The sequence below is a fragment of the Sphingomonas qilianensis genome, from assembly GCF_039614825.1.
GTDB classification, from domain to species: Bacteria; Pseudomonadota; Alphaproteobacteria; order Sphingomonadales; family Sphingomonadaceae; genus Sphingomonas; species Sphingomonas qilianensis.
In genome coordinates this window covers 97608-121362 of sequence record NZ_JBDIMF010000006.1, presented here as the reverse complement: position 1 = coordinate 121362, position 23755 = coordinate 97608, and the positions used below count along the sequence as shown (strand labels likewise).

The 23755-nt window shown below is 61.6% G+C and carries 33 protein-coding genes; all 33 read right to left on the bottom strand.

What is annotated here, in order from left to right; translation table 11 throughout:
- Positions 1–54: 54 nt before the first annotated feature.
- The 33 genes from ABC969_RS13695 to fusA all read right to left on the bottom strand — a co-directional run bounded on the left by ABC969_RS13695 (position 55) and on the right by fusA (position 23710).
- Entirely contained in the window at positions 55–2199 is a 2145-nt protein-coding gene (locus ABC969_RS13695) for a prolyl oligopeptidase family serine peptidase (RefSeq protein WP_345865640.1), read from the bottom strand.
- 82 nt (positions 2200–2281) lie between these two features.
- Positions 2282–2701, bottom strand: coding sequence for a 50S ribosomal protein L17 (gene rplQ / locus ABC969_RS13690; RefSeq protein WP_345865639.1), 420 nt, complete (start codon positions 2699–2701; stop codon positions 2282–2284).
- Positions 2702–3059: 358 nt separating this feature from the next.
- Positions 3060–3614, bottom strand: a complete 555-nt coding sequence (locus ABC969_RS13685; RefSeq protein WP_345865637.1) for an FxDxF family PEP-CTERM protein — start codon at positions 3612–3614, stop codon at positions 3060–3062.
- A gap of 1318 nt (positions 3615–4932) precedes the next feature.
- On the bottom strand, positions 4933–6000 hold the full coding sequence (locus ABC969_RS13680) for a DNA-directed RNA polymerase subunit alpha (protein ID WP_345865635.1): 1068 nt from the start codon (positions 5998–6000) through the stop codon (positions 4933–4935).
- Between the two features lie 98 nt (positions 6001–6098).
- Complete coding sequence (rpsK, locus tag ABC969_RS13675; protein ID WP_260598070.1) at positions 6099–6488, bottom strand: 30S ribosomal protein S11; 390 nt, start codon at positions 6486–6488, stop codon at positions 6099–6101.
- Between the two features lie 74 nt (positions 6489–6562).
- Entirely contained in the window at positions 6563–6931 is a 369-nt protein-coding gene (gene rpsM, locus ABC969_RS13670) for a 30S ribosomal protein S13 (RefSeq protein ID WP_345865632.1), read from the bottom strand.
- A 206-nt stretch (positions 6932–7137) separates the two neighbouring features.
- Positions 7138–7371, bottom strand: coding sequence for a hypothetical protein (locus tag ABC969_RS13665; RefSeq protein WP_345865630.1), 234 nt, complete (start codon positions 7369–7371; stop codon positions 7138–7140).
- Positions 7372–7389: 18 nt separating this feature from the next.
- Complete coding sequence (locus ABC969_RS13660) at positions 7390–8040, bottom strand: adenylate kinase (RefSeq protein ID WP_345865628.1); 651 nt, start codon at positions 8038–8040, stop codon at positions 7390–7392.
- 42 nt (positions 8041–8082) lie between these two features.
- Entirely contained in the window at positions 8083–9447 is a 1365-nt protein-coding gene (gene secY, locus ABC969_RS13655) for a preprotein translocase subunit SecY (RefSeq protein ID WP_345865627.1), read from the bottom strand.
- A gap of 111 nt (positions 9448–9558) precedes the next feature.
- Positions 9559–10101: a 50S ribosomal protein L15 gene (gene rplO / locus ABC969_RS13650; RefSeq protein ID WP_345865863.1), complete on the bottom strand. Its 543-nt coding sequence runs from the start codon at positions 10099–10101 to the stop codon at positions 9559–9561.
- 136 nt (positions 10102–10237) lie between these two features.
- Complete coding sequence (gene rpmD, locus ABC969_RS13645) at positions 10238–10414, bottom strand: 50S ribosomal protein L30 (protein WP_261292492.1); 177 nt, start codon at positions 10412–10414, stop codon at positions 10238–10240.
- A 5-nt stretch (positions 10415–10419) separates the two neighbouring features.
- On the bottom strand, positions 10420–11166 hold the full coding sequence (gene rpsE, locus ABC969_RS13640) for a 30S ribosomal protein S5 (protein ID WP_345865626.1): 747 nt from the start codon (positions 11164–11166) through the stop codon (positions 10420–10422).
- Between the two features lie 3 nt (positions 11167–11169).
- A complete protein-coding gene (gene rplR / locus ABC969_RS13635) occupies positions 11170–11529 on the bottom strand; it encodes a 50S ribosomal protein L18 (RefSeq protein WP_345865624.1) in 360 nt (119 codons plus the stop codon).
- Complete coding sequence (gene rplF, locus ABC969_RS13630; RefSeq protein WP_260598057.1) at positions 11529–12062, bottom strand: 50S ribosomal protein L6; 534 nt, start codon at positions 12060–12062, stop codon at positions 11529–11531. The genes rplR and rplF overlap by 1 nt, the downstream gene beginning before the upstream one ends.
- On the bottom strand, positions 12062–12457 hold the full coding sequence (gene rpsH / locus ABC969_RS13625; RefSeq protein WP_332706060.1) for a 30S ribosomal protein S8: 396 nt from the start codon (positions 12455–12457) through the stop codon (positions 12062–12064). The genes rplF and rpsH overlap by 1 nt, the downstream gene beginning before the upstream one ends.
- Positions 12458–12467: 10 nt before the next feature.
- Entirely contained in the window at positions 12468–12773 is a 306-nt protein-coding gene (rpsN, locus tag ABC969_RS13620; protein ID WP_345865621.1) for a 30S ribosomal protein S14, read from the bottom strand.
- A 1-nt stretch (position 12774) separates the two neighbouring features.
- On the bottom strand, positions 12775–13335 hold the full coding sequence (gene rplE / locus ABC969_RS13615) for a 50S ribosomal protein L5 (protein ID WP_345865862.1): 561 nt from the start codon (positions 13333–13335) through the stop codon (positions 12775–12777).
- 22 nt (positions 13336–13357) lie between these two features.
- Entirely contained in the window at positions 13358–13675 is a 318-nt protein-coding gene (gene rplX, locus ABC969_RS13610; RefSeq protein ID WP_345865620.1) for a 50S ribosomal protein L24, read from the bottom strand.
- Positions 13675–14043 (bottom strand): 50S ribosomal protein L14, encoded by a 369-nt coding sequence (gene rplN / locus ABC969_RS13605; RefSeq protein WP_202095168.1) that lies wholly within the window; start codon positions 14041–14043, stop codon positions 13675–13677. The genes rplX and rplN overlap by 1 nt, the downstream gene beginning before the upstream one ends.
- 60 nt (positions 14044–14103) lie before the next feature.
- A complete protein-coding gene (gene rpsQ / locus ABC969_RS13600) occupies positions 14104–14382 on the bottom strand; it encodes a 30S ribosomal protein S17 (protein WP_332706066.1) in 279 nt (92 codons plus the stop codon).
- 10 nt (positions 14383–14392) lie between these two features.
- Positions 14393–14599 (bottom strand): 50S ribosomal protein L29, encoded by a 207-nt coding sequence (gene rpmC, locus ABC969_RS13595; RefSeq protein ID WP_261292486.1) that lies wholly within the window; start codon positions 14597–14599, stop codon positions 14393–14395.
- Between the two features lies 1 nt (position 14600).
- Complete coding sequence (gene rplP, locus ABC969_RS13590) at positions 14601–15035, bottom strand: 50S ribosomal protein L16 (protein WP_345865614.1); 435 nt, start codon at positions 15033–15035, stop codon at positions 14601–14603.
- Between the two features lie 10 nt (positions 15036–15045).
- A complete protein-coding gene (gene rpsC / locus ABC969_RS13585) occupies positions 15046–15753 on the bottom strand; it encodes a 30S ribosomal protein S3 (protein WP_345865613.1) in 708 nt (235 codons plus the stop codon).
- Positions 15753–16136 carry a 50S ribosomal protein L22 gene (gene rplV, locus ABC969_RS13580; RefSeq protein WP_345865611.1) on the bottom strand — a complete coding sequence of 128 codons (384 nt, stop codon included), beginning with the start codon at positions 16134–16136 and terminating at the stop codon, positions 15753–15755. Before rplV ends, rpsC begins: the two co-directional genes overlap by 1 nt.
- A gap of 1 nt (position 16137) precedes the next feature.
- Entirely contained in the window at positions 16138–16413 is a 276-nt protein-coding gene (rpsS, locus tag ABC969_RS13575; RefSeq protein ID WP_261292483.1) for a 30S ribosomal protein S19, read from the bottom strand.
- Positions 16414–16419: 6 nt separating this feature from the next.
- On the bottom strand, positions 16420–17271 hold the full coding sequence (gene rplB, locus ABC969_RS13570) for a 50S ribosomal protein L2 (RefSeq protein WP_345865609.1): 852 nt from the start codon (positions 17269–17271) through the stop codon (positions 16420–16422).
- Complete coding sequence (locus ABC969_RS13565) at positions 17271–17591, bottom strand: 50S ribosomal protein L23 (protein ID WP_260598042.1); 321 nt, start codon at positions 17589–17591, stop codon at positions 17271–17273. The genes rplB and ABC969_RS13565 overlap by 1 nt, the downstream gene beginning before the upstream one ends.
- Positions 17584–18213 (bottom strand): 50S ribosomal protein L4, encoded by a 630-nt coding sequence (rplD, locus tag ABC969_RS13560; protein WP_345865608.1) that lies wholly within the window; start codon positions 18211–18213, stop codon positions 17584–17586. Before rplD ends, ABC969_RS13565 begins: the two co-directional genes overlap by 8 nt.
- Positions 18214–18215: 2 nt before the next feature.
- Positions 18216–18971 carry a 50S ribosomal protein L3 gene (gene rplC, locus ABC969_RS13555; protein ID WP_345865606.1) on the bottom strand — a complete coding sequence of 252 codons (756 nt, stop codon included), beginning with the start codon at positions 18969–18971 and terminating at the stop codon, positions 18216–18218.
- Positions 18972–19224: 253 nt separating this feature from the next.
- Positions 19225–19536 (bottom strand): 30S ribosomal protein S10, encoded by a 312-nt coding sequence (rpsJ, locus tag ABC969_RS13550; protein WP_345865605.1) that lies wholly within the window; start codon positions 19534–19536, stop codon positions 19225–19227.
- Between the two features lie 153 nt (positions 19537–19689).
- Positions 19690–20040, bottom strand: coding sequence for a GIY-YIG nuclease family protein (locus tag ABC969_RS13545; protein ID WP_345865603.1), 351 nt, complete (start codon positions 20038–20040; stop codon positions 19690–19692).
- Between the two features lie 265 nt (positions 20041–20305).
- A complete protein-coding gene (gene tuf / locus ABC969_RS13540) occupies positions 20306–21499 on the bottom strand; it encodes an elongation factor Tu (protein WP_261293049.1) in 1194 nt (397 codons plus the stop codon).
- A 114-nt stretch (positions 21500–21613) separates the two neighbouring features.
- A complete protein-coding gene (fusA, locus tag ABC969_RS13535; protein ID WP_345865602.1) occupies positions 21614–23710 on the bottom strand; it encodes an elongation factor G in 2097 nt (698 codons plus the stop codon).
- Positions 23711–23755: the final 45 nt, after the last annotated feature.

The following is a 23755-nucleotide window of genomic DNA, read 5'->3' as shown; positions in this document are numbered from 1 at the left end:
CAGAAGCTGCCGCCTCGCCGCTTACTGGTCAAGCGACAAGGCGGCGCATTACGCCTACTGAACTGACTTGACCGTCAACCCCGTCCACTTTGCCGCGAACGCCCAGTTGTCCGCCGCTTCCTCGATCACCTTATCGGTCGGCTTGCCGCTGCCATGCCCGGCGCGCGTCTCGATCCGCGCCAGATGGGGCTTGTCGCCGATATCGGCCGCCTGCAGCGCGGCGGTATATTTGAACGAATGGCCGGGCACGACGCGGTCATCGGTATCTGCCGTCGCCACCAGGATCGCCGGATACACCTTGCCGCTCTTCACATTGTGATACGGCGAGTATTGATACAGCGTGCGGAAATCGGCTTCCTTCGAGGGATAGCCATAATCATCGACCCAATAGCGCCCGGCGGTAAAGCGATCGAAGCGCAGCATGTCCATCACGCCCACCGCGGGCAATGCCGCCGCGAACAGATCCGGCCGCTGGTTAGTCACCGCGCCGACCAGCAGACCGCCGTTCGAGCCGCCCTGGATGGCGAGCCCATCCTGCGAGGTGACCCCCTCATGCTTGAGATATTCCCCCGCGGCGATGAAATCGTCGAACACGTTCTGCTTGTTGGCCAGCCGCCCGCCGTCATGCCACGCCTTGCCGTACTCGCCGCCGCCGCGGATATTGGCCACCGCCAGCACCCCGCCCTGTTCGAGCCAGGCGAGCCGCGTCGCCGAGAAGCTCGGCGTCACCGAGATGTTGAACCCGCCATAGGCATAGAGCAATGTCGGCGCCGGCCCGGTAACGTCCCTGCGCTTGACCACGAACATCGGCACCTTGGTGCCGTCCTTCGAGGCATAGAAACGCTGCGCCACATCGTACGCAGCGGGATCGAACGCCACCTTGGGCACCGCCCAGGGCGTGCTCTTGCCCGTGGCGACGTCATAACGATAGATCGTCGCCGGCGTGGCGAAGCTGGTGAAGCTATAGAACGTTTCGGTTTTGTCGATATCGCCGCCGAAGCCGCCGACGCTGCCAATCCCCGGCAGCGGCACCGTGCCGTCGGGCTTGCCGTCCAGCGCATAGCGCCGCACTTCGCTCTTCACGTCGGCGAGATATTCCACGATCAGCTTCCCGCCGACGATCCGCGCGCCTTCCAGCACCGCCCCCTTGGGATCCTCCGGCACGATCTCAGCGATCGGCGGCGTGGCCGAGCGCGCATACAGGTTCATCGCCACGATCTTCAGCCGCGGCGCATCTTTGTTGGTCGCCCAGTAAAAATTGCCCCCGACATTGCCCGCCAGCGACCATTCATTCTCCAGCCCCTTGACGATCGTGCGCGGCGTCGGCGTCGGTGCGGTCAGATCGATCACGGTGATCTCGTAGCGATTGTCGGTGCCCTCGGTCGAGGTGATGACCAGCCATTTGCCGTCATCGGTAACCTCCACCATGTGGCCGCGCTTGGGGGTTGCCGGCGTCGCATAGATCAGCCGGTCCGCGCTTTGCGCCGTGCCGAGCTTGTGGAAATAGACCTGCTGGTTCTCGTTCAACGCCTGGAACTTCGCGCCCTCCGCCGGCGCGGCAAAACGCGAATAATAGAAGCCGCTGCCGTCCTTCGCCCAGGCGAGGTTGCTGAACTTGACCCATTCGATCGTGTCCGCCGTCGCCTGCCCCGTGGCGACATCGAGCACCTTCACCGTGCGCCAGTCGGTGCCGCCGTCCTGCACCGTGTACAGCACCTTGGATCCATCCTCGGACGGCACCCATTCGGCCAATGCCGTAGCGCCGTCCTTGGACCAGCCATTGGGATCGATCAGCACGCGCCCCTCACCATCCAGGGAATCGCGCACGTAAAGCACCGCCTGGTTCTGCAGCCCGCTGTTGCGGCTGTAGAAATAGTGAGCGCCCTTGTGCACCGGCAGCCCGAAGCGCTCGTAATCGAGTAACTGCTTCAGTCGCGCCTTGAACACGTCGCGCCCCGGCAGCGTCGCCAGATAGGCGTTGGTCACGGCATTCTCCGCCTCGACCCAGGCGGCAACCTCCGTGTCGCTACGCACGTCATTCTCGAGCCAGCGATACGGATCGGCGACGGGGACGCCGAACTGCGCGTCGACCTGCGCCACCTTGCGGGTTTCGGGATATTTCATGGGGAGGGCCTTGGTCTGGGAAAATGCTGGCGCCGAGACGGATATCAGGGCGATCAACGGAAGGGCGCGGCGCATCTAACACTCCAGACATGCAAAAGGAGCCGCACTCATAACGAGCGCGACTCCTTTTGAAACCCTTCCGAGGTAGCGGAGACGCTTACGCGTCCTCGTATTCGTCCTCGTTCATCAGCGGGCCCGAATCCTGCCCCTTGGCCGAGACGTCGCGATCGACGAACTCGATGATCGCCATCGGCGACGCGTCGGACAGCCGGATACCGGCCTTGATCACGCGGGTATAGCCGCCGTTGCGCGTGGCATAGCGATCGGCCAGCACGTCGAACAGCTTGATCAGCTGCGCATCATCGAGCAGCCGCGCATGCGCCAGGCGACGGTTACTGAGACCGCCCTTCTTGGCCAGCGTGATGAGCTTTTCGATATACGGGCGCAGTTCCTTCGCCTTGGCGACGGTGGTGGTGATCTGCTCGTGCTTGATCAGCGCTGCCGACATATTGCGGAACAGGGCAATGCGGTGGGCCGAGGTACGCTGAAGCTTACGGCCGCCTACGCGATGGCGCATGGTATTTCCTATCGTTCGTTAGGGGGCCGTGAACAGGCTCCATCAAAGAATTACTTTGATGGACGCCCTCAGGTACCCCAGACCAGGCGATGTTAACGGACATCGCCAAAAACCGAGCCGTGCTCAAACCCGAGTCAGCGGCCAAAGTCAAGCTCGGTGCAGCGGCGCCCGCGCGCGCGCGTTGATCAAGAAGACCGGCAGCGCATAATGTCGTGCCGCGTAGCACTGGCAGTACGGTCCCGGGTTGCGACGTCAATTGCGACCGTCAGCATCAACCCACAACATGCAGCCGCCGAACAGCGAATAAAAAAAGGGGCCGCCGCGAGATACGCGGCGGCCCCTTCTATCCATCTCTTAATTACAAGGCATATTTCACAACGCTGCGGCGCCGGCGGTAGCGCATTGCTGCCCCCGTCATGCCAAAGCCGATGATCATCATCGCCCACGTGCTGGCTTCAGGAATAGCACCTGGCTCAAAAGTCAGGTTGCCGCCATATGATCCATTGCCCCGAGAAACACCTGAAACCGTAATGATGTTTTCAACGCCAAAGATAATTGGCACGCCGACAAGGCTATAAAATTCTGACAGGCCCATCGGGTCAGCGATCCTGGTCGCAAAGATACCATTGATGCTTACCGACGTAAGATCGAGATCGGTCACACTCTGAAAGATTGACGCGCTGGTTGCCACCGATCCACTGCCGGTGCCGTTCTGATCAAGTGTGAAAATGAAGCGATCGGTAAACACGCCTGCAGCAATGCCAGCATTGCCGATCGTAGCGGATACCGTGCCATTGGTAATGTCACCAAACACCTGAAATTCAGGATCGCCCGGGTTAAAATCAGTCGCGTTTGCTTGTGCGGAGAACAGCAATGCAGTCGCGAGCGCGGTTCCTACAAGGAGCTTTTTCATGAATTTCCCTTCCCTGTTCGTTCATACGATTCGCCCGACGGAGGCCGATTGCCTTCGCTAGCCACCCTCCAAATATCTTCCCCCCGGACTAGAGTCAACGAAGCCTTAAGTAAAAACGAAGTGTTCGTTATTTACAAAACAAAGGTAAGGCGCGCCTTGCACAGACAGGCACGAGAGATATGAAGCCGTCCCAATTAAGCGCAAATAACGTCACATTAATATTGCCAGAATTCCTCACGCTTGCTTCATGCGCGCCACCCCGCCGCAGCGCATGTTCCTCAATGCATAGTTATTGACAAATTAATGGCAAGACAGCATACTCTTTACTCAAGTAGATTCCCGCGAATACGCGTGATGCCAACTTCTAACGTCCAGTTTGATATAATTGGCGAGCTTCCCCAGGATATGTGTCGCTGCGCCTAAAGCCGCGGCAAAGTATTATTTTGGGTATTTTAATTGCTTAATCTTGCCCGTTGACTGCGCGCGGCGCATTTGGTGACCATTTGCCGATCAACCCGCACCGCGCATGTCACCACGGCTATGGAGGCAGCGGTATGGATAGGGTTTGTCCCCATTGCGGATGCGACTACGAAACCGGCAAATCCGTCGCGGTCGGAAGATTGTTTTACAGTCCCTCGCTCGGCGTCCGCATTGACGGACAGCGAATCAAGATGTCGCCCCGGTGCCATGAACTGGTTGGCTTGCTGATGGAATCGGCCGGCACCGTTGTCGAACGATCGGATCTCGAAGCTCGGCTCGGATGCCCGCACCATTGGAACTTAATCAGCGTTTTGGCATCCCAAGCCCGTAAGGCATTGCAGCTGCAGGGCGCCCCGGGGGCTGTCGAACGAGTCCGGGGAATTGGGCTACGCTTCAACCCCGAAGCCGTCTCGCCATCGCTCAGACAAAATGCCGATATGGCACATCCCGATCAGTCGATTTCGTATCACGCGGCGGCAGCGCCTTAACGGCGGTGGGAGCCCTGGCGCAGCGCGGGTAGCTGGCGCTCCAAGGGCGCTAATGCTCTGCCAACTTTTACCGGGATCAACTTGGCATGGCACTCATGGCGCCTTTTGCCAGCACCACATGACGAGATTAGACCCGCATATCGTGCGCAGCCGTGCTCAGCACAGTCTATCGGGCGGGCAGTGGTCGGCCGTTGTCAAAAGGCTGCTGGCTCGACCGCAATGCAAAAGAGGCCGCCCCTCGCAGGGCGGCCTCTTCCAAGATTTCCAAGCGCCGCGGCAAACTATCGCCGATCACGTGGGACAGATGGGCTCTCACTGTCTCAGGCTTAGCTCACGCTAATTCTGTGCAGTTAGCCCATAATCTCCTGTTCGAGCTTCTTGGCCATTTCTTCGATATTCTCGGGCGGCCAGCCGGGGATTTCCATGCCCAGCCGCAGCCCCATCGACGACAGCACTTCCTTGATCTCGTTCAACGACTTGCGCCCGAAATTCGGCGTGCGCAGCATTTCGGCTTCGGTCTTCTGGACCAGATCACCGATATAAATGATGTTGTCGTTCTTGAGGCAATTGGCGCTGCGCACCGACAGTTCGAGCTCGTCGACCTTCTTGAGCAGATAGCGATTGATCTGCTGCGTATCACCACCCGCGTCACCGGCAGCGGCAGGCGCCGCCTGGCCGATCGGCGCCGAACGCGTGACCAGCGAATCTTCGAACTGTACGAACAGTGCCAGCTGATCCTGCAGGATCCGCCCGGCATAGCCCACCGCGTCCTCCGGCGTGATGGTGCCGTCGGTCTCGATCGTCAGCGTCAGCTTATCATAATCGAGCTCCTGCCCGACGCGCGTATTCTCGACCTTGTAGCTCACCTGCTTGACCGGTGAGTACAGCGCATCGATCGGGATCAGGCCGATCGGCGCATCGGCCGGCCGATTGCCAACGGCGGCGACATAGCCCTTTCCGACATCCGCGGTCAGCTCCATGTTCAGCGTCGCGCCGTCATCGAGATGGCAGATCACCAGCGTTGGGTTGAGCACTTCGATGTCGCCCGATACGGCGATGTCGCCGGCGGTGACCGTCGCCGGCCCGGTGGCCGACAGTTGCAGCCGCTTGGGGCCTTCGCCCTGCATACGGAGTGCAATCTGCTTCACGTTGAGCACGATATCGGTAACGTCTTCACGCACGCCGGCGAGCGACGAGAATTCGTGCAGCACGTTCTCGATCTTGATCGAGGTCACCGCCGCACCCTGCAGCGATGACAGCAACACACGGCGCAGCGCGTTGCCCAGCGTCAGGCCGAAGCCACGCTCCAGCGGCTCGGCAATAAAGGTCGCCTTGCGCTTGCCGTCACCCGAACCGGCTTTCTTTTCGAGACCGTTGGGCTTCTTGAGTTCCTGCCAATTTTTCGCATTGACGGACATGGGCTTCCCCTTGGTTTTGGACTGCGTGCGACAGACGGCACGAGCCATGAGAGAATCGGCGGCGCTGCGTGATCAATCGCGCGCCGCCGAACGGTAGGTCAGACGCGGCGGCGTTTGGACGGGCGTACGCCGTTGTGTGGGATCGAGGTCACGTCGCGGATCGAGGTGATCTGAAAACCAACCGCCTGCAACGCCCGGAGCGCCGATTCGCGGCCCGAACCTGGGCCCTTCACTTCTACTTCCAGCGTGCGAACGCCGTGTTCGGCCGCCTTCTTGCCGGCGTCTTCCGCAGCGACCTGCGCGGCATACGGGGTCGACTTGCGCGATCCCTTGAAGCCCATCGCACCTGCCGAAGACCACGAGATCGCGTTGCCCTGGGCATCGGTGATCGTGATCATGGTATTGTTGAAGCTTGCGTTCACATGGGCGACGCCCGAGGTGATGTTCTTGCGTTCGCGCCGCTTGATGCGTGCTGGTTCACGTGCCATTTTTATTCCTAAATCCTTGAATCAAATAAGCGCGCCGCGCGCCTGAGAGAACTCCCAGGCGAACGGCTGCGAGCTTATTTCTTCTTGCCGGCGATCGGCTTGGCCTTGCCCTTGCGGGTGCGGGCGTTGGTGTGCGTGCGCTGGCCGCGGACCGGCAGGCCCTTGCGGTGACGCAGGCCACGATAGCAAGCGAGATCCATCAAACGCTTGATGTTCATCGATACTTCGCGGCGCAGATCGCCTTCCACCGTGTAATCGGCGTCAATCGTCTCGCGAATCTGCAGCACTTCCTGATCGGTCAGATCTTGCACGCGGCGCTCCTCGGCAATGCCGAGCTTGGACACGATCGCCTTGGCGTGCGTGCTGCCGATGCCGTGGATATAGGTCAGCGCGATAACAACGCGCTTGTTGGTCGGGATATTAACCCCTGCAATACGAGCCATGAACTAGTTTCTCCTGCTCCACGAGGCGGCATGGCAGCCACCCCATCTCATAGCGTTGCGACAATTCCTAACGCACGAACGCGGCGTACGCCAACAAGCGCCGCCGTGACCAGAGGTTTGGAAGAGCGTCCAGTAAGCATCGCCCCCTGCCCTGTCAACCCAGTCCGGGGCTCGTTCCGCCGCGCGGTGACACCAGCGGGTAGCGACTACGCCCTGCCTGCTCGCCGCCCGGGCATACGCCACCAACGCCGCAATGCGACGACGGTCCACGCCAGTTCGACCAATCCGAACGGCCAGGCTCCTTGCAGAAAGCCGTAGGCCGATCCCATTACGCAGCCCACGGCAAACGCCAGCGTCCACCAATGGCTGTCCTCCTCCTTCATGTAGCAAACGAGCATGAAGGTAACGGCAAACAGGCCGAACAGGGTCAGAGCGTCCATGTGCGGCTCCGACGCGCGTCAGCGCTGCTGCAGGATCGCCTCGATCGAGTGCGTCACATGATCGATATCGGCCATGCCATCGACACGATGAACCAGGCCGCGGGCGTCGTAGATCGGTAGGATCGGCGCCGTTTTAGCGCGATATTCCTCCATCCGCGTGCGCACGGTTTCCTCGTTATCATCAGGGCGGCGCTTGAACTCGGTGGAGGCGCATTTGTCGCAAACGCCGGCGACCTTCGGCTTGGCAAAGGCATCGTGATAGCCCGTGCCGCAATGCGCGCAGGTGTATCGCCCGACGATCCGCTCCACGAGCGCATCCTCATCAACTTCCAGCTCAATCACGAAATCCAGCGTGCGCCCGCGCGCATCAAGCAATGCATCCAGTTGCTCGGCCTGCGCCGCTGTGCGCGGGTAACCATCGAAAATCACGCCATTGGCAGTATCAGCTTCGTCGAGGCGTTCGCCGATAATGCCGGAGACGATATCATCCGACACCAGACCGCCTGATTCCATCACCGACTTGGCCTGTAGCCCGGTCGGCGTGCCGGCCTTGACTGCGGCACGCAGCATGTCACCGGTCGATAGCTGGACCAGGCCGTGCGTAGTCATCAGACGGCCTGCCTGGGTGCCCTTGCCGGCGCCCGGCGGGCCCAAGAGAATGATATTCACGCCTGCAATCCCCTCGTCTGCCGATAGCGCGCCGACCGCCGCTTAGCGGAGCCGACCACCCTTCAGCTTCGCCTTCTTGATCAGATCGCCATACTGGTGCGCCAGCAAGTGCGACTGAATCTGCGTCACCGTATCCATCGTTACGTTGACCACGATGAGCAAACTAGTCCCGCCGAGATAGAACGGGATCGATAGTGCTGAAACGAGATATTCGGGCAACAGGCAGATGATCGTCAGATAGCCCGCGCCGATCACCGTGATCCGCGTCAGCACGTAATCGAAATAGGTCTCGGTATTCTTGCCCGGGCGGATGCCGGGCACGAACCCGCCATAACGCTTGAGATTATCCGCCGTCTCTTCCGGATTGAACACCACGGCGGTGTAGAAGAACGAGAAGAAGATGATCCCCGCGCCATACAGCGCCATGTAGACCGGTGAACCATGCTGGAGGTACTGGTTGAGCGTGATAATGAAATCACCCCACTGGCTCTCGCCCGCCACGCGCTGCCCGGCAAACTGGCTGATCGTCAGCGGCATCAGCAACAGCGATGAAGCGAAGATTGGCGGGATTACGCCAGCCGTGTTGATCTTGAGCGGCAGATGGCTGCGATCCGCCTGCATGCCACGCTGCGTCTGGCGCTTGGGATACTGGATCAGGATGCGGCGCTGTGCGCGCTCCATGAAGCAGATGAACAGAATCAAGCCGACCACGGCAACAATGATGCCGAACATCTTGACCGCGTCTAGCGAGCCCGAGCGACCGCCTTCGAACAGATTGTACAGCGTCGTCGGGAGGCTGGCGACGATGCCTGCCATGATGATCAGCGACATGCCGTTGCCGATGCCGCGTGCAGTGATCTGCTCGCCCAGCCACATCAGGAACATCGTGCCGCCAATGAGTGAAATGACCGCGCCAACGCGAAACATCATGCCCGGCTCGACGATCGCCTGCACGCCCTGGCTGGCGCCGAGCGCTTCCAGGCCGACCGCGATGAAATAGCCCTGCACCGCGGTCAGCGCGACCGTGCCGTAGCGCGTATACTGGTTAAGCCGCTTGCGCCCGCTCTCGCCGTCCTTCTTGATCGCGGCCAGCGTCGGCGACAGCGAAGTGGCGAGCTGCACCACGATCGAGGCAGTGATATACGGCATCACGCCCAGCGCCGTCAGCGACATGCGGCTGAGCGAGCCGCCCGAGAAGGCATTGAAGAAGTCGAGCACGCCGCCCTGCGTCTGCTGGCTGAGTAGCCCCAGCGCGGTCGGATCGACACCCGGCAACGGCACATAAGAGAGCATCCGGAACACGATCAGCACACCGATGGTGAACCACAAGCGCTTCTTGAGATCGGTCGCCTGCGCGAACTTCGACAGGCTGAGGCCCTGGGCCATGGAATCGGCTGCTGATGCCATTATCGTTATCGTCCCGGAAACAAAAAGCGGCGGGAAACGTTTCTACGCCCCCGCCGCCCATATAGTCATGCAAGCGGTCTTGCCTAGCGCCTGTCGGCGCCGCGGCGGACTTTACGCCTTGAACGAGGCCTTGTGTGCCTTGCGCTCCTGATACTTGACGCCCTTCTTGGCGGCAGCCTTCTCAGCGGCAGGCACGACGTGGATCACGTTGACCGTGCCGCCAGCCTTCTCGACCATCTCGATCGCGCCCTTCGACGCGCCGGCGACGGTGAAGCTCAGCTTGGCCGAGAACTCGCCCTTGCCGAGCAAGCGCACGCCATCCTTGCCGCCACGGGCAACGCCAACAGCCTTCAAGGCGGCGTGATCAAGCGTCGCGCCAGCTTCGATCGTACCGGCATCGATCAGCTTCTGGATCACACCGAGGTTCACGACAGCAAAGTCGCTGGCGAAGATGTTGTTGAAACCGCGCTTAGGCAAACGCATGTGCAGCGGCATCTGGCCGCCCTCGAAGCCGGCGATCGAAACGCCTTCACGGCTCTTCTGACCCTTGTGACCACGGCCTGCGGTCTTGCCCTTGCCGGAACCGATACCACGGCCGACCCGCATGCGGGATTTACGGGCACCGTCGTTATCGCGGATTTCGTTCAATTTCATGTCGTGCACTCGCTTTCGCTTTTGTCGCGCTGATGGGGCCCCCCTGTCGGGGAAGATGTGGGCGAATAGCGAAAGGGCCGGCATTACACCAGCCCTTTCCCCATAACCCGATCTCTCCCCGCAGGGAGAGAGGACTTTACTTCTCGACGCTCAACATGTGGGAGACCTTGCGGATCATCCCACGAACCTCGGGGCTGTCCTCGAGTTCGCTGGTCTTGTGCATCTTGTTGAGGCCGAGGCCGATCAGCGTTGCGCGCTGGTCGGCCTTGCGGCGAATCGGCGATCCGATCTGGGTGATCTTGATGGTTGCCATCTGTCTTACTCCACGATCGCGTCGGCTTCGGCCTGGGGTGCTTCCGCACCACCACGGCCGAGCAGGTCGGCGATCTTCTTGCCACGACGCTGCGCGACCGACTTCGGGCTGACCTGAGTGGTCAGCGCCTCGAAGGTCGCACGGATCATGTTGTACGGGTTGGACGTACCGACCGACTTGGTCACCACGTCGCCAACACCGAGTGATTCGAACACGGCGCGCATCGGGCCACCGGCGATGATGCCGGTACCGGCTGGCGCCGAACGGACCGTCACAAGACCGGCGCCAAAATGACCACGGCCATCATGATGCAGCGTACGGCCATCCTTCAGCGGCACGCGGATCATGGCCTTCTTGGCCGCCGCGGTCGCCTTGGAAATGGCTTCCGGCACTTCGCGTGCCTTGCCGTGGCCAAAGCCGACCCGGCCCTTGCCATCGCCGACGACGACGAGCGCGGCAAAGCCGAAGCGCTTACCACCCTTCACCGTCTTCGAGACGCGGTTGATATGCACCAGCTTCTCGATCAGCTCTTCGCCGCCATCGTCGCTGCCCGGACGGCCGCCACGATTGTCACGGCCGCCGCCGCGATTGTCGCGGCCCCCACGATTTTGCCCACCGCCGGGAGGGCCACCGCGGCCACGACCACCGCGCGGCGCGCCGCCGGGGCCGCCAGGACCACGATTGTCCTGGGGTGCGGCTGCGCCTTCCGGTGCTGCTGCGGCTGCTTCGGTAGGAATGTTGTCGTCAGCCATGTCTTAGAACTCCAATCCGGCTTCGCGTGCCGCGGCGGCCAGCGCCTTGACGCGGCCATGGAACAGGAAGCCGCCACGATCGAACACGACCTGCGTCACGCCGGCAGCCTTGGCTGCTTCAGCGATGCGGGTGCCGACCGAGCTCGCAGCGTCGATCGTCGCGCCGGTCGTGTCGCGCACGTCCTTTTCGAGCGTCGACGCGGCGGCCAGTGTACGGCCCTGCGCGTCGTCGATGATCTGCGCATAAATGTGTCGGCCCGAACGGTGGATCGACAACCGCGGACGGGTGCCACCACGCGCGCGGAGCGCGGTGCGGACGCGAAGACGACGCTTCGCGAAGAGAGAGAGACCCTTGGTGCTCATTACTTCTTTTTCCCTTCCTTGCGGAAGATGAACTCGCCGTCGTACTTGATGCCCTTGCCCTTGTACGGCTCGGGCTTACGCCACTGACGAATTTCTGCGGCCAGCTGGCCGACCTTCTGCTTGTCGGAACCGGTGATCTGGATCGTCGTATTGTCCGGCGTGGCCACCTCGATGCCTTCCGGCACGTTGATGTTCACGTCGTGGCTGTAGCCGAGCTTCAGGTTCAGATTACGACCCTGCGCTGCGGCACGATAGCCGACGCCGTTGATCAGCAGCTTCTTGGTGAAACCATCCGATACGCCGGTGATCAGGTTCTGCACCATGGTCCGCTGCATGCCCCAGAACGCCCGCGCACGCTTGGTGTCGTTCGCCGGGTTCACTGCGATGCCGCCGTCTTCCAGCACATAGCTGATCTCGTCGCGCATCGGCATGGAGAGAGTGCCCTTGGGGCCCTTCACGCTGAGGATCGCGCCTTCGATGTTCGCCGTCACGCCCGCTGGGATCGTGACCGGCTTTTTGCCGATGCGGCTCATCAGAATACCTCCGCCAGCACTTCACCACCGACATTCTGTTCGCGCGCTTCGGCGTCGGACAGAACGCCACGGGGCGTCGATACGATGGTGATGCCCAGGCCGTTCATGACGCGGGGCAGTTCGGTCGAACCCGAATAGACGCGGCGACCGGGCTTCGAAACGCGGGCGACGTGCTTGATCGCGGGCTGACCCTCGAAATATTTCAGCTCGATGCGGATGCCGGCCGCTGGGCCCATCTGCTCTTCGCTGTAGCCACGGATATAGCCCTCACGCTGCAGCACGTCGAGGACGCGCTGACGCAGCTTGGAACCCGGAGTCAGGACGGAGTCCTTCTTCGCGCGCTGGCCGTTACGGATGCGGGTGAGCATATCACCCAGGGGATCGGTCAATGCCATCTTCTGATCCTTACCAGCTCGACTTCGTGACACCCGGGATCATGCCGCGGACGGCAAGATCGCGCAGCATGACGCGGGCAAGACGGAACTTGCGATAATAAGCGCGCGGACGGCCGGTGATCTCGCAACGGTTGCGGATCCGGGTCGGATTCCCGTTACGGGGAATCTCGGCCATCTTCAGGCGCGCCTCGATGCGTTCGCCATCGCTCAGCGTGCTGTCGGCGGCAATCGCCTTGAGCTTCGCATACTTCGGGGCGTACTTCTTGACGAGCAGCTTGCGGCGCTCGTTCTTGTTGATCGAACTTTTCTTCGCCATCTTACGCCGCCTTCTTTTCGTCTGCGGTTTCTTCGATCGGGAACGGGAAACCGAACAGGCGGAGCAGCTCGCGCGCTTCGTCATCGGTCTTGGCCGTGGTCGTCACGATCACATCCATACCGCGCACCTGATCGACCTGGTCATAGCTGATCTCCGGGAAGATCAGCTGTTCCTTCAGGCCGCAGGCGTAATTGCCACGGCCATCGAACGACTTCGGGTTCAGGCCACGGAAATCGCGGACGCGCGGCAGTGCGATGGTGATGAAGCGATCGAGGAATTCGTACATCCGCTCGCGACGCAGCGTGACCTTCACGCCGATTGGCATGCCTTCGCGCAGCTTGAACTGGGCGATCGACTTCTTGGCCTTGGTCACGACGGGCTTCTGCCCTGCGATCAATTCCATTTCGCCGGCGGCCTTGTCGACCTTCTTCTTATCCTGCGTCGCTTCTCCAACGCCCATGTTCAGGACGATCTTGTCGAGACGGGGGATTTCCATCACGTTCTTGTAACCGAACTTCTCGGTCATCGCCTTGATGATCGTGTCGTCGTACATCTGCCGCATGCGCGGCTTTGCGTTCTGGGCCTCAGCCACCGACTTTCTCCCCGGTCTTGACGGCCACACGGACCTTCTTGCCATCCTGGGTCTCGAAACGGACGCGGGTCGGCTTGCCGTCCGCCGTCACGTGCGCAACCTTGGAGGCGTGCATCGGTGCTTCCGAACGGACCAGGCCACCCTGCGGGTCGCCCTGGCTCGGCTTGGTATGACGAACGTGAATGTTCACGCCCGCAACGATGACCTTGCCGTCGCGCGGCAGAGCCTGAGTGACGTCGCCGGTCTTACCCTTGTCCTTGCCGGACAGGACGATGACGCGGTCACCCTTCTTGATCTTGGCAGCGGCCATTACAGCACCTCCGGCGCAAGCGAGATGATCTTCATGTGCTTCTTGCCCCGCAGCTCGCGCACCACTGGACCGAAGATACGGGTGCCGATCGGCTCCTCGTTCTTGTTGACCAGCACGGCAGCGTTGCCGTCGAAGCGAATCACGGTGCCATCGGCACGACGGATGTCCTTGGCCGTCCGCACGATGACGGCGCGATGAACGTCGCCCTTCTTCACGCGGCCGCGGGGAGCGGCTTCTTTCACGCTGACGACGATGATGTCGCCCACGCCTGCAACACGACGCTTGGACCCGCCAAGCACCTTGATGCACTGAACCCGCTTCGCGCCGCTGTTGTCAGCGACGTCGAGATTGGATTGCATCTGGATCATGTGATCCCGTTCCTTCTCACTATGGCACCGATTCCGACCGGTGCCGCCTACAAATGGCCGTTAGGCCGTTGCGTCGGTCTCGACCCGCTCAGGCGTCGCATGGGTGTTAACCCGATCGATCACCTTCCAGGTCTTCAGCTTGGAAATCGGCGCGGTCTCTTCGATCCGCACGGTCTCGCCCTGCTTGAACTCGTTGCTCTCGTCATGAGCATGATACTTCTTCGAACGACGGATGATCTTGCCGTAGAGCGGGTGCTTGACCTTGCGCTCCACGTTCACGACCACCGTCTTGTCGCCCTTGTCGGAGACGATCAGCCCCGTCAGCACGCGCTTTGGCATGGTCTAATCCTTACTTGGCTGCCGCGTCGCGCGAGCGAGCGGTTTGCAGCGTCTTGATACGAGCGATGTCGCGGCGAACTTCGCGGACCCGGCTCGGCTTTTCGAGCTGGTTGGTCGCGGCCTGGAAGCGCAGGTTGAAGGCCTCGCGCTTCAGGTTGCCGAGCTCTTCGCCCAGCTGGTCCTCGGACTTCGCCTTGAGGTCGTCGATACGGGCCATGTTATGCAACTCCCAGATGCGTGGTGTCGCCGAGACGGGCAACGACCTTCACCTTGATCGGCAGCTTCATCGCTGCACGGCTGAACGCGATCGCCGCGATATCGCCGGGAACACCATCCAGTTCGAACAGGATACGGCCGGGCTTGACGCGCGCCGCCCAATATTCCGGCGAACCCTTGCCCTTACCCATGCGGACTTCCGCCGGCTTGCCGGTGACCGGCAGATCCGGGAACACGCGGATCCACAAACGACCCTGACGCTTGATGTGACGCGTGATCGCGCGGCGGGCCGCTTCGATCTGGCGCGCGGTCAAACGCTCCGGCTCCATCGCCTTCAGCCCGTACGAGCCGAAGTTCAGCGTCGTGCCGCCCTTGGCGTCGCCGTGAATCTTGCCCTTGAAGGCTTTGCGAAACTTGGTTTTCTTCGGTTGAAGCATGTTTCAGTCCTTAGCGGCGGTCGTCGCGCGCCGGGCGCACGCCGGAGGTCTGAGCCTCCATCATGATCCGGTCGGTCGCCATCGGGTCGTGACCCAGGATTTCGCCCTTGAAGATCCACACCTTCACGCCGCACACGCCATAAGCGGTGTGCGCAGAAGCTTCGGCATAATCGACGTTCGCACGCAGCGTGTGCAGCGGGACGCGGCCTTCACGATACCATTCCGAGCGAGCGATTTCGGCGCCGCCGAGACGGCCACCGCAATTGATCCGGATACCCTCGGCACCCAGGCGCATGGCCGACTGAACCGCGCGCTTCATGGCACGACGGAACGCGATACGACGCTCGAGCTGATCGGCAATGCCTTGAGCCACGAGCTTGGCATCGACTTCCGGCTTGCGGATCTCGACGATGTTCAGGCTCACGTCCGACGAGGTCAGCTTGCCGAGCGTGCGGCGCAGCTTCTCGATGTCCGCGCCCTTCTTGCCGATGATCACGCCGGGGCGCGCAGCCAAGATGGACACGCGACACAACTTGGCCGGACGCTCGATCACCACCTTGGAGATCGCGGCCTGCGGCAGCGTCTTCATGATGTAAGCGCGCATCTTGAGGTCTTCGAGAAGGAGACGACCATAGTCGGCGCCTTCCGCATACCAGCGGCTGTCCCACGTGCGGTTGATCTGCAGGCGCAGACCGATGGGATTCGATTTCTGACCCATTAGGCTTCTTCTTCTTGCTGTTCGCGAACGACGATGCGCAGGCGGCTGAAGGGCTTCAGGATGCGCGTCGACTTGCCGCGACCGCGCGTGGCGAACCGCTTCATGGTGATCGACTTGCCAACCGATGCCTCGGCGACGACGAGCGCGTCGACATCGAGATTATGGTTGTTCTCGGCATTGGCGATCGCGGATGCGAGCACCTTGCGCGCATCAACGGCCATGCCCTTGGTCGAGAATTGCAGGATGTTCATCGCATCCCCGACCTTCTTGTTGCGGATCAGCGCAGCAACGAGGCCAAGCTTCTGCGCCGAGCCACGAATCTGCGTGCCGACCGACAACGCTTCGTTGTCGGCGACCTTGCGGGGGGATTTAGGCTTGGACATGTTAGCGCTTGCCCTTCTTGTCGGACGCATGGCCCGGGAAGTAGCGCGTCGGCGCGAACTCGCCGAGCTTCATCCCAACCATATCCTCGTTGACCGTGACCGGCACGAACTTGCGGCCGTTATAGACGCTGAACGTGAGGCCGACGAACTGCGGCAGGATCGTGGAGCGACGTGACCAGGTCTTGATCGCGCCACGCGCATTAGCTTCCTGCGCGGTTTCTGCCTTCTTGAGCAGGTGAAGGTCGACAAACGGACCTTTCCAGACGGAACGTGCCATGAGCTCTTAGCCCTTCTTCTTGGCGTGACGCGACCGGATGATCATCTTGTCGGTCGACTTGTTATGACGAGTGCGAGCACCCTTGGTCGGCTTGCCCCACGGTGTAACCGGATGACGACCACCCGAGGTACGGCCTTCACCACCGCCGTGCGGATGGTCGACCGGGTTCTTGGCGACACCACGCGTCAGCGGGCGGATGCCCTTCCAACGATTGCGGCCGGCCTTCGCGAGGTTGGTGTTGCCGTTGTCCGGGTTGGACACGGCACCGACCGTCGCCATGCAGTTCGCATGGATGTAGCGCTGCTCGCCCGAGTTCAGGCGGATCATCACCATGCCCTTGTCGCGACCGACGACCTGCACATAGGTGCCGGCCGAACGTGCGAGCTGACCACCCTTGCCGGGCTTCATCTCGACGTTATGGACGATCGTGCCAACCGGCATCTGGCCTAGTTCCATCGCGTTGCCAGGCTTCACGTCGGTCTTCTTGGCAGCAATGACCTTGTCACCAACGGCCAAACGCTGCGGCGCGATGATATAGGCAACGTTGTCCTTGCCTGCTTCATCGGCACCATAGTTGATCAGCGCGATGAACGCGGTGCGGTTGGGATCATATTCGATCCGCTCGACCGTGCCTTCGACTTCCCACAGGCGGCGCTTGAAATCGATGATACGATAACGCTGCTTGTGGCCGCCGGCGATGCCGCGCGACGTAACGTGACCCTTGTTGTTACGGCCACCGGTCTTGCGCTTGCCTTCGGTCAGCGCCTTGACGGGGCCGCCCTTGTGCAGACCCGAACGGTCGACGAGGATCAGACCACGCCGTGCCGGGCTGGTCGGATTATAATGCTTGAGTGCCATTACGCGCTGACCCCCTGCGTCACGTCGATCGACTGGCCATCGGCCAGCGTGACGATCGCCTTCTTGATATCGGACTTAGTGTAGGGAACGCCCTTCCACTTCTTGGTCTTGCCCTTCTGGACGATCGTATTGACCCCCAGAACCTTGACCGAGAACAGCGCCTCGACGGCAGCCTTGATCTCGGGCTTGGTCGCGTCGTTGCTGACGCGGAACACGACGGCGTTATTCTCGCTGAGCAAGGTCGCCTTCTCGGTAATGTGCGGGGCAACGATCACGTCGTAATGACGCAGATCGATGTCTCCCTTTTGCTTCTTAGCCATTGAAGCGCGCCTCCAGCATTTCGACGGCAGCGCGGGTCAAGACCAGCGTGTCGTGCTTCAGGATATCGTAAACGTTCGCGCCGGCAGCCGGCAGAACGTTGATCGTGTGAACGTTGCCCGCGGCAAGCGCAAAGCTCTGCTCGACCATGTCGCCATCGATCACGAGAGCGGTCTTGCCGAAGCCGAGGTTCGCCCAATTCGCCAGCAGCGTCTTGGTCTTGTTTTCCTCGACCGTGAGGCTGTCCATGACGACCAGCGTGCCCGCCTTGGCATGGCTGCTGAGCGCCATCTTCAGGCCCAGCGCACGAACTTTCTTGTTCAGCGACGGGTTGAAGTCGCGAACACGGGCACCGTGTGCCTTACCGCCGCCCACGAACACCGGTGCACGGCGATCGCCGTGACGTGCCGTACCGCCGCCCTTCTGGCGACCGAACTTCTTGCCGGTGCGCGCAACATCGGCGCGCTCACGCGTGCCGCGTGCGGTCGCACGGCGCTTCTCCAGCTGCCAAGTGACAACGCGGTGCAGGATGTCCGCGCGCGGATCGAGGCCGAAAACCTCGTCGTTGAGCTCGATGTCGGCGCCGGTGGCGTTCGCATCGAAGGACTGAGTGGTGACCTTCATGTTCAGCCCTCCTGGCCGTCGGTCGCGTCCACGGTCGCGACGTCAGCGGGCGTCTCGGCGGGAGCGGTATCGTTGTTGTTGGCGACCTGGCGCAGACCGGCGGGGTACGGCGCATCGGCGTGACGCGCGACCTTCATCGAATCCTTGACGAGCAGCCAGCCACCCTTCGAGCCAGGGACCGAGCCCTTGACGAAGATCAGGCCGCGCTCGACGTCGGTCGAGACGATTTCCAGGTTCTGCTGGGTGCGGTTCTTGTTACCCATCTGGCCGGCCATCTTCTTGTTCTTGAAGACCTTGCCCGGATCCTGGCGCTGACCGGTCGAACCGAGCGAACGGTGCGAGACGGACACGCCGTGGGTAGCGCGCAGACCGCCGAAGCCCCAACGCTTCATACCGCCGGCGAAGCCCTTACCCTGGGTCACGCCCTGGATATCGACAATCTGGCCAGCGACATAATGGTCGGCGGAAATGGTCGCGCCGACTTCGAGCAGCGCATCGTCGCTGACACGGAATTCGGCGACCTTCGCCTTGGGCTCGACTTCGGCCTTGCCGAAATGGCCACGCTGCGGCTTGGCAACGTTCTTTGCTTTTGCGGTACCCGCGCCCAGCTGGACTGCGACATACCCGTCTCGATCGGCCTCGCGAACGGCCACTACCTGAAGATTCTCCAACGCCAGCACGGTGACGGGCACGTGGCGCCCATCATCCCGGAACAAGCGGGTCATCCCCATTTTCTTCGCGATCACGCCAGTGCGCATGATCATGCTCCTTGTAACAGAGGCACCCCGGGGGAATTCCCGAAGGTGCGTGAAGGCCCCCAGCAAAGCGTTCCGCCTCGCTGGAGACCTAAGTCAGCCCGATAGATTTTATACTGCTGCCCCGACCCGGGCTGGTGCCCCCGTGGGGAGCGTGTCGGGGGACGCAGACCCGAACGAATTCGGCGGTATCCCTGTATCTGGCGCCGCGCCCGCTCAAAGGCGGAAACGGCACCGAATCTCGTGAAGCGCGGCCTTAGGCCAACTTGATCTCAACGTCAACGCCAGCGGCGAGATCGAGCTTCATCAAAGCATCGACCGTCTGCGGCGTTGGCTGCACGATATCGAGCAGGCGCTTGTAGGTGCGAGTCTCGAACTGCTCGCGCGACTTCTTATCGATGTGCGGGCCGCGGTTGACGGTGAACTTGTCGATATGCGTCGGCAACGGAATCGGACCACGGATGAGCGCGCCGGTGCGGCGTGCGGTGTCGGCAATGTCGCCGGCGGCCTGATCGAGCACGCGGTGATCGAAAGCCTTCAGACGAATACGGATATTCTGCGTTTCCATGAGTCCCTACCGATGCGAAAGAGCGGGCGCCGTTGCCGGCGCTCTTGCTGTTGAATGAAATCGAAGGCGGGCCACTACACAGGCCGAGCGGAGAGATCAAGGAGGAAAGCGCGACGCGGCAGATGCGATTAGCATGCAGCCCCTGCCCATTCGTCACCCCGGGCTTGTTCCGGGGTCTGCCGCGCCGCGGATCGCTGCCGGTAACGGCGGAAGTCCAAACCCCACCGCGAGATCATTCCACCCCGGATTTGCCGCCTCGATAAGATTACGTTTCCACTCCCGCCGCCACCGCTTCAGCTGCTTTTCCCGCGCAATCGCAGCCTCCATCGTGCCCGCCACTTCGAAATAGACCAGCCGCGCGATGCCGTACTTCTTGGTATGCCCGTCGAAGCGACCTTCGCGATGCTGGATGATCCGTCCGACCAAGTTCGACGTCACCCCGACATACATCGCTCCATATTCGCGGTTAGCGAGAATATAGACGCAAGGCGTTCGCTCGATCATCGATGACAATGTTTGCCGCGCAGCAGACCCCGGAACAAGTCCGGGGCGACAGAGGGGGTAACCGCGGCCGCTCCCCAGATAGGACGTCACCCCGGACCTGTTCCGGGGTCTGCCGAGCACCAGGACGCCGGCGCTGACGTGAATGCGAACCGCAGCAAGCCGGCCTCGCCGCTGCTACCCAATCCCATCCAGCCCAGACGCAAAGAGCCCGGCCTTCCCATACGGGAAGGCCGGGCCCCTATCTCAAACCCTTGGCGGGTAAGAATTAAGCGGTGATGCCGCTGACGATGCCCGAACCAACGGTGCGGCCACCTTCACGGATCGTGAAGCGCTGGCCCACGTCCATGGCGATCGGTGCGATCAGCTTCACGCCGAGGGCGACGTTGTCGCCTGGCATGACCATTTCGGTGCCCTCAGGCAGCTCGACCGTGCCGGTGACGTCCGTGGTGCGGAAGTAGAACTGCGGGCGATAGTTGGCGAAGAATGGCGTGTGACGGCCACCTTCGTCCTTCGACAGCACGTACACTTCCGACTGGAAGTCGGTGTGCGGCTTGATCGAGCCGGGCTTGCAAAGCACCTGGCCACGCTCGACTTCTTCACGACCAACGCCGCGGATCAGCGCGCCGATGTTGTCGCCAGCCTGGCCCTGATCAAGCAGCTTGCGGAACATTTCAACGCCCGTAACCGTGGTCTTGCGGACGGCTGGCTGGATGCCGACGATCTCGACTTCCTCGCCGACCTTGACGATGCCGGTCTCGACGCGGCCGGTGACAACCGTACCACGACCCGAGATCGAGAACACGTCCTCGATCGGCATCATGAAGGGCTTGTCGAGCGGACGCTCGGGCTGCGGCAGATACGTGTCGACAGCCTGCATCAGCTTGAGCACGGCGTCATGGCCGATCTCGGGCTGCTTGTCGTCGAGCGCGCAAACGGCCGAACCCTGGATGACCGGGATGTTGTCGCCGTCGAAATCATACGACGAGAGCAGCTCGCGGATTTCCAGCTCGACCAGCTCGAGGATCTCGGCGTCGTCGACCAGATCGACCTTGTTCATGAACACGACCATCGTCGGCACGCCGACCTGACGGGCGAGCAGGATGTGCTCGCGGGTCTGTGGCATCGGGCCATCGGTTGCCGAAACGACCAGGATCGCGCCGTCCATCTGTGCCGCGCCGGTGATCATGTTCTTCACATAATCGGCGTGGCCCGGGCAATCGACGTGCGCGTAGTGACGGGCTTCCGTCTCATACTCGACGTGTGCGGTCGAAATCGTGATGCCGCGCTCGCGCTCTTCCGGAGCCTTGTCGATGTTCGCATAGCTCGTGAACGTCGCGCCGCCGGTCTCGGCCAGCACCTTGGTGATCGCTGCGGTCAGCGAGGTCTTGCCATGATCGACGTGACCGATGGTGCCGATGTTGAGATGCGGCTTGTTCCGCTCAAACTTTGCTTTTGCCATTTTCGCCTCTTCTTGATTCAGATTCGCGGCCAAGGGGCTCCACGCGAACGTGGCCCCTTAACGACCTAGTTGATGTTACGCCAGCCCTAGCGGACCTATCCCGAAATTTGGGCCTTAAGCCAATTTCGCCTTAACTTCGTCAGCCACGTTCGACGGCACTTCCTCGTAATGCGAGAACTGCATCGAATATTGCGCACGCCCCTGCGTGAACGAGCGCAGCGCGTTCACATACCCGAACATGTTGGCCAGCGGGACCATCGCGTCGACCGACTGTGCGTTGCCGCGGCTGTCGGTGCCCTGGATCTGGCCACGACGGCTGTTGAGATCGCCGATCACGTCACCGAGATAATCCTCAGGCGTCACCACCTCGACCTTCATCACCGGCTCGAGCAGCGTGATGCCCGATTTCTGCGCCGCTTCGCGCATCGCGCCACGGGCACAGATCTCGAACGCCAGCGCCGACGAATCGACGTCATGATAGGCACCGTCATACAGCAGGATCTCAAAATCGATGATCGGGAAGCCGACCAGCGAACCGGTCGCCGCCGTCTCGCGGAAGCCCTTCTCGATCGCCGGGATATATTCCTTGGGAATATTACCGCCCTTGATCTCATCCTTAAAGATGATGCCCGAACCACGCTCGCCTGGCTGCAGCTTCACCTTCACGCGACCGAACTGGCCGGTGCCGCCCGACTGCTTCTTGTGCGTATAATCGATATCGACCGGCTTCTTGAGATACTCGCGATACGCCACCTGCGGCGCGCCGACATTGGCCTCGACCTTGAACTCGCGCTTCATGCGATCGACCAGGATCTCGAGATGGAGCTCGCCCATGCCCTTGATGATCGTCTGGCCGCTTTCGGCATCCGACGACACGCGGAACGATGGATCCTCGCGCGCCAGACGATTGAGCGCGATACCCATCTTTTCCTGGTCGGCCTTGGTCTTCGGCTCCACCGAGAGCTCGATCACCGGCTCCGGGAATTCCATCCGCTCGAGGATGATCGGTGCGTTCATCGCGCACAGCGTGTCACCGGTCGTGGTATCCTTGAGACCCGCCAGAGCGACGATGTCGCCGGCATAGGCCACCTGGATGTCCTCACGCTCGTTGGCATGCATGAGCAGCATGCGGCCGACCTTTTCCTTCTTGTCCTTGACCGAGTTGGTAACCTGCGATGCGGTCTCCAGCTTGCCCGAATAGATGCGGGCGAACGTCAGCGTGCCGACGAACGGATCGTTCATGATCTTGAACGCCAGCGCCGAGAACGGCACGTCATCCGACGAGGCGCGCTCGTCCGGCGTTACGCCATCGAGCTTGAGGCCCTGAATGGCGGGAACGTCGAGCGGGCTCGGCAGATAATCGACCACGGCGTCGAGCAGGGGCTGCACGCCCTTGTTCTTGAACGCCGAGCCGCACACCACCGGCACGAACGCCATGGCCAGCGCGCCCTTGCGGATCAGCTTCTTGAGGTCGGCCGTGCTCGGCTCGTTGCCCTCGAGATAGGCTTCCATCAGGTCGTCGTCCTGCTCGACGGCCATTTCGATCAGGTCGCTGCGATACTTCGCCGCCTTCTCGACCATGTCCTCAGGGATTTCCTGATATTCGAACTTGGCGCCCAGGCTCTCTTCGAGCCAGATGATCGCGCGGTTCTCGACCAGATCGACCAGGCCCTTGAAGCCGCCTTCGATACCGATCGGCAGATACAGCACGGCAGGACGCGCACCAAGGCGATCGATGATCGAATTGACGCAGAAATAGAAGTCGGCGCCGGTGCGATCCAGCTTGTTGATGAAGCACATGCGCGGCACGCCATACTTGTCGGCCTGGCGCCACACCGTCTCGGACTGCGGCTCGACGCCGGCAACACCATCGAAGCAGGCAACCGCGCCATCGAGCACGCGCAGCGAACGCTCGACTTCGATCGTGAAGTCGACGTGGCCGGGGGTGTCGATGATGTTGATCAGATGCTCTTCGCCCTTGCCCTCTTCGGCGCGCCATTTGCACGTCGTTGCGGCGGACGTGATCGTGATCCCGCGCTCCTGCTCCTGCTCCATCCAATCCATCGTCGCGGTGCCTTCATGCACTTCGCCGATCTTGTAGGACTTGCCGGTGTAATACAGGATACGCTCGGTCGTCGTCGTCTTGCCGGCGTCGATATGCGCCATGATGCCGATGTTGCGATAGCGGTCGAGCGGATGGCTGCGGGCCATGATCGTTATTCCTTGGATGTGGAGAAGCCGGGGTTGCCCCCGGCT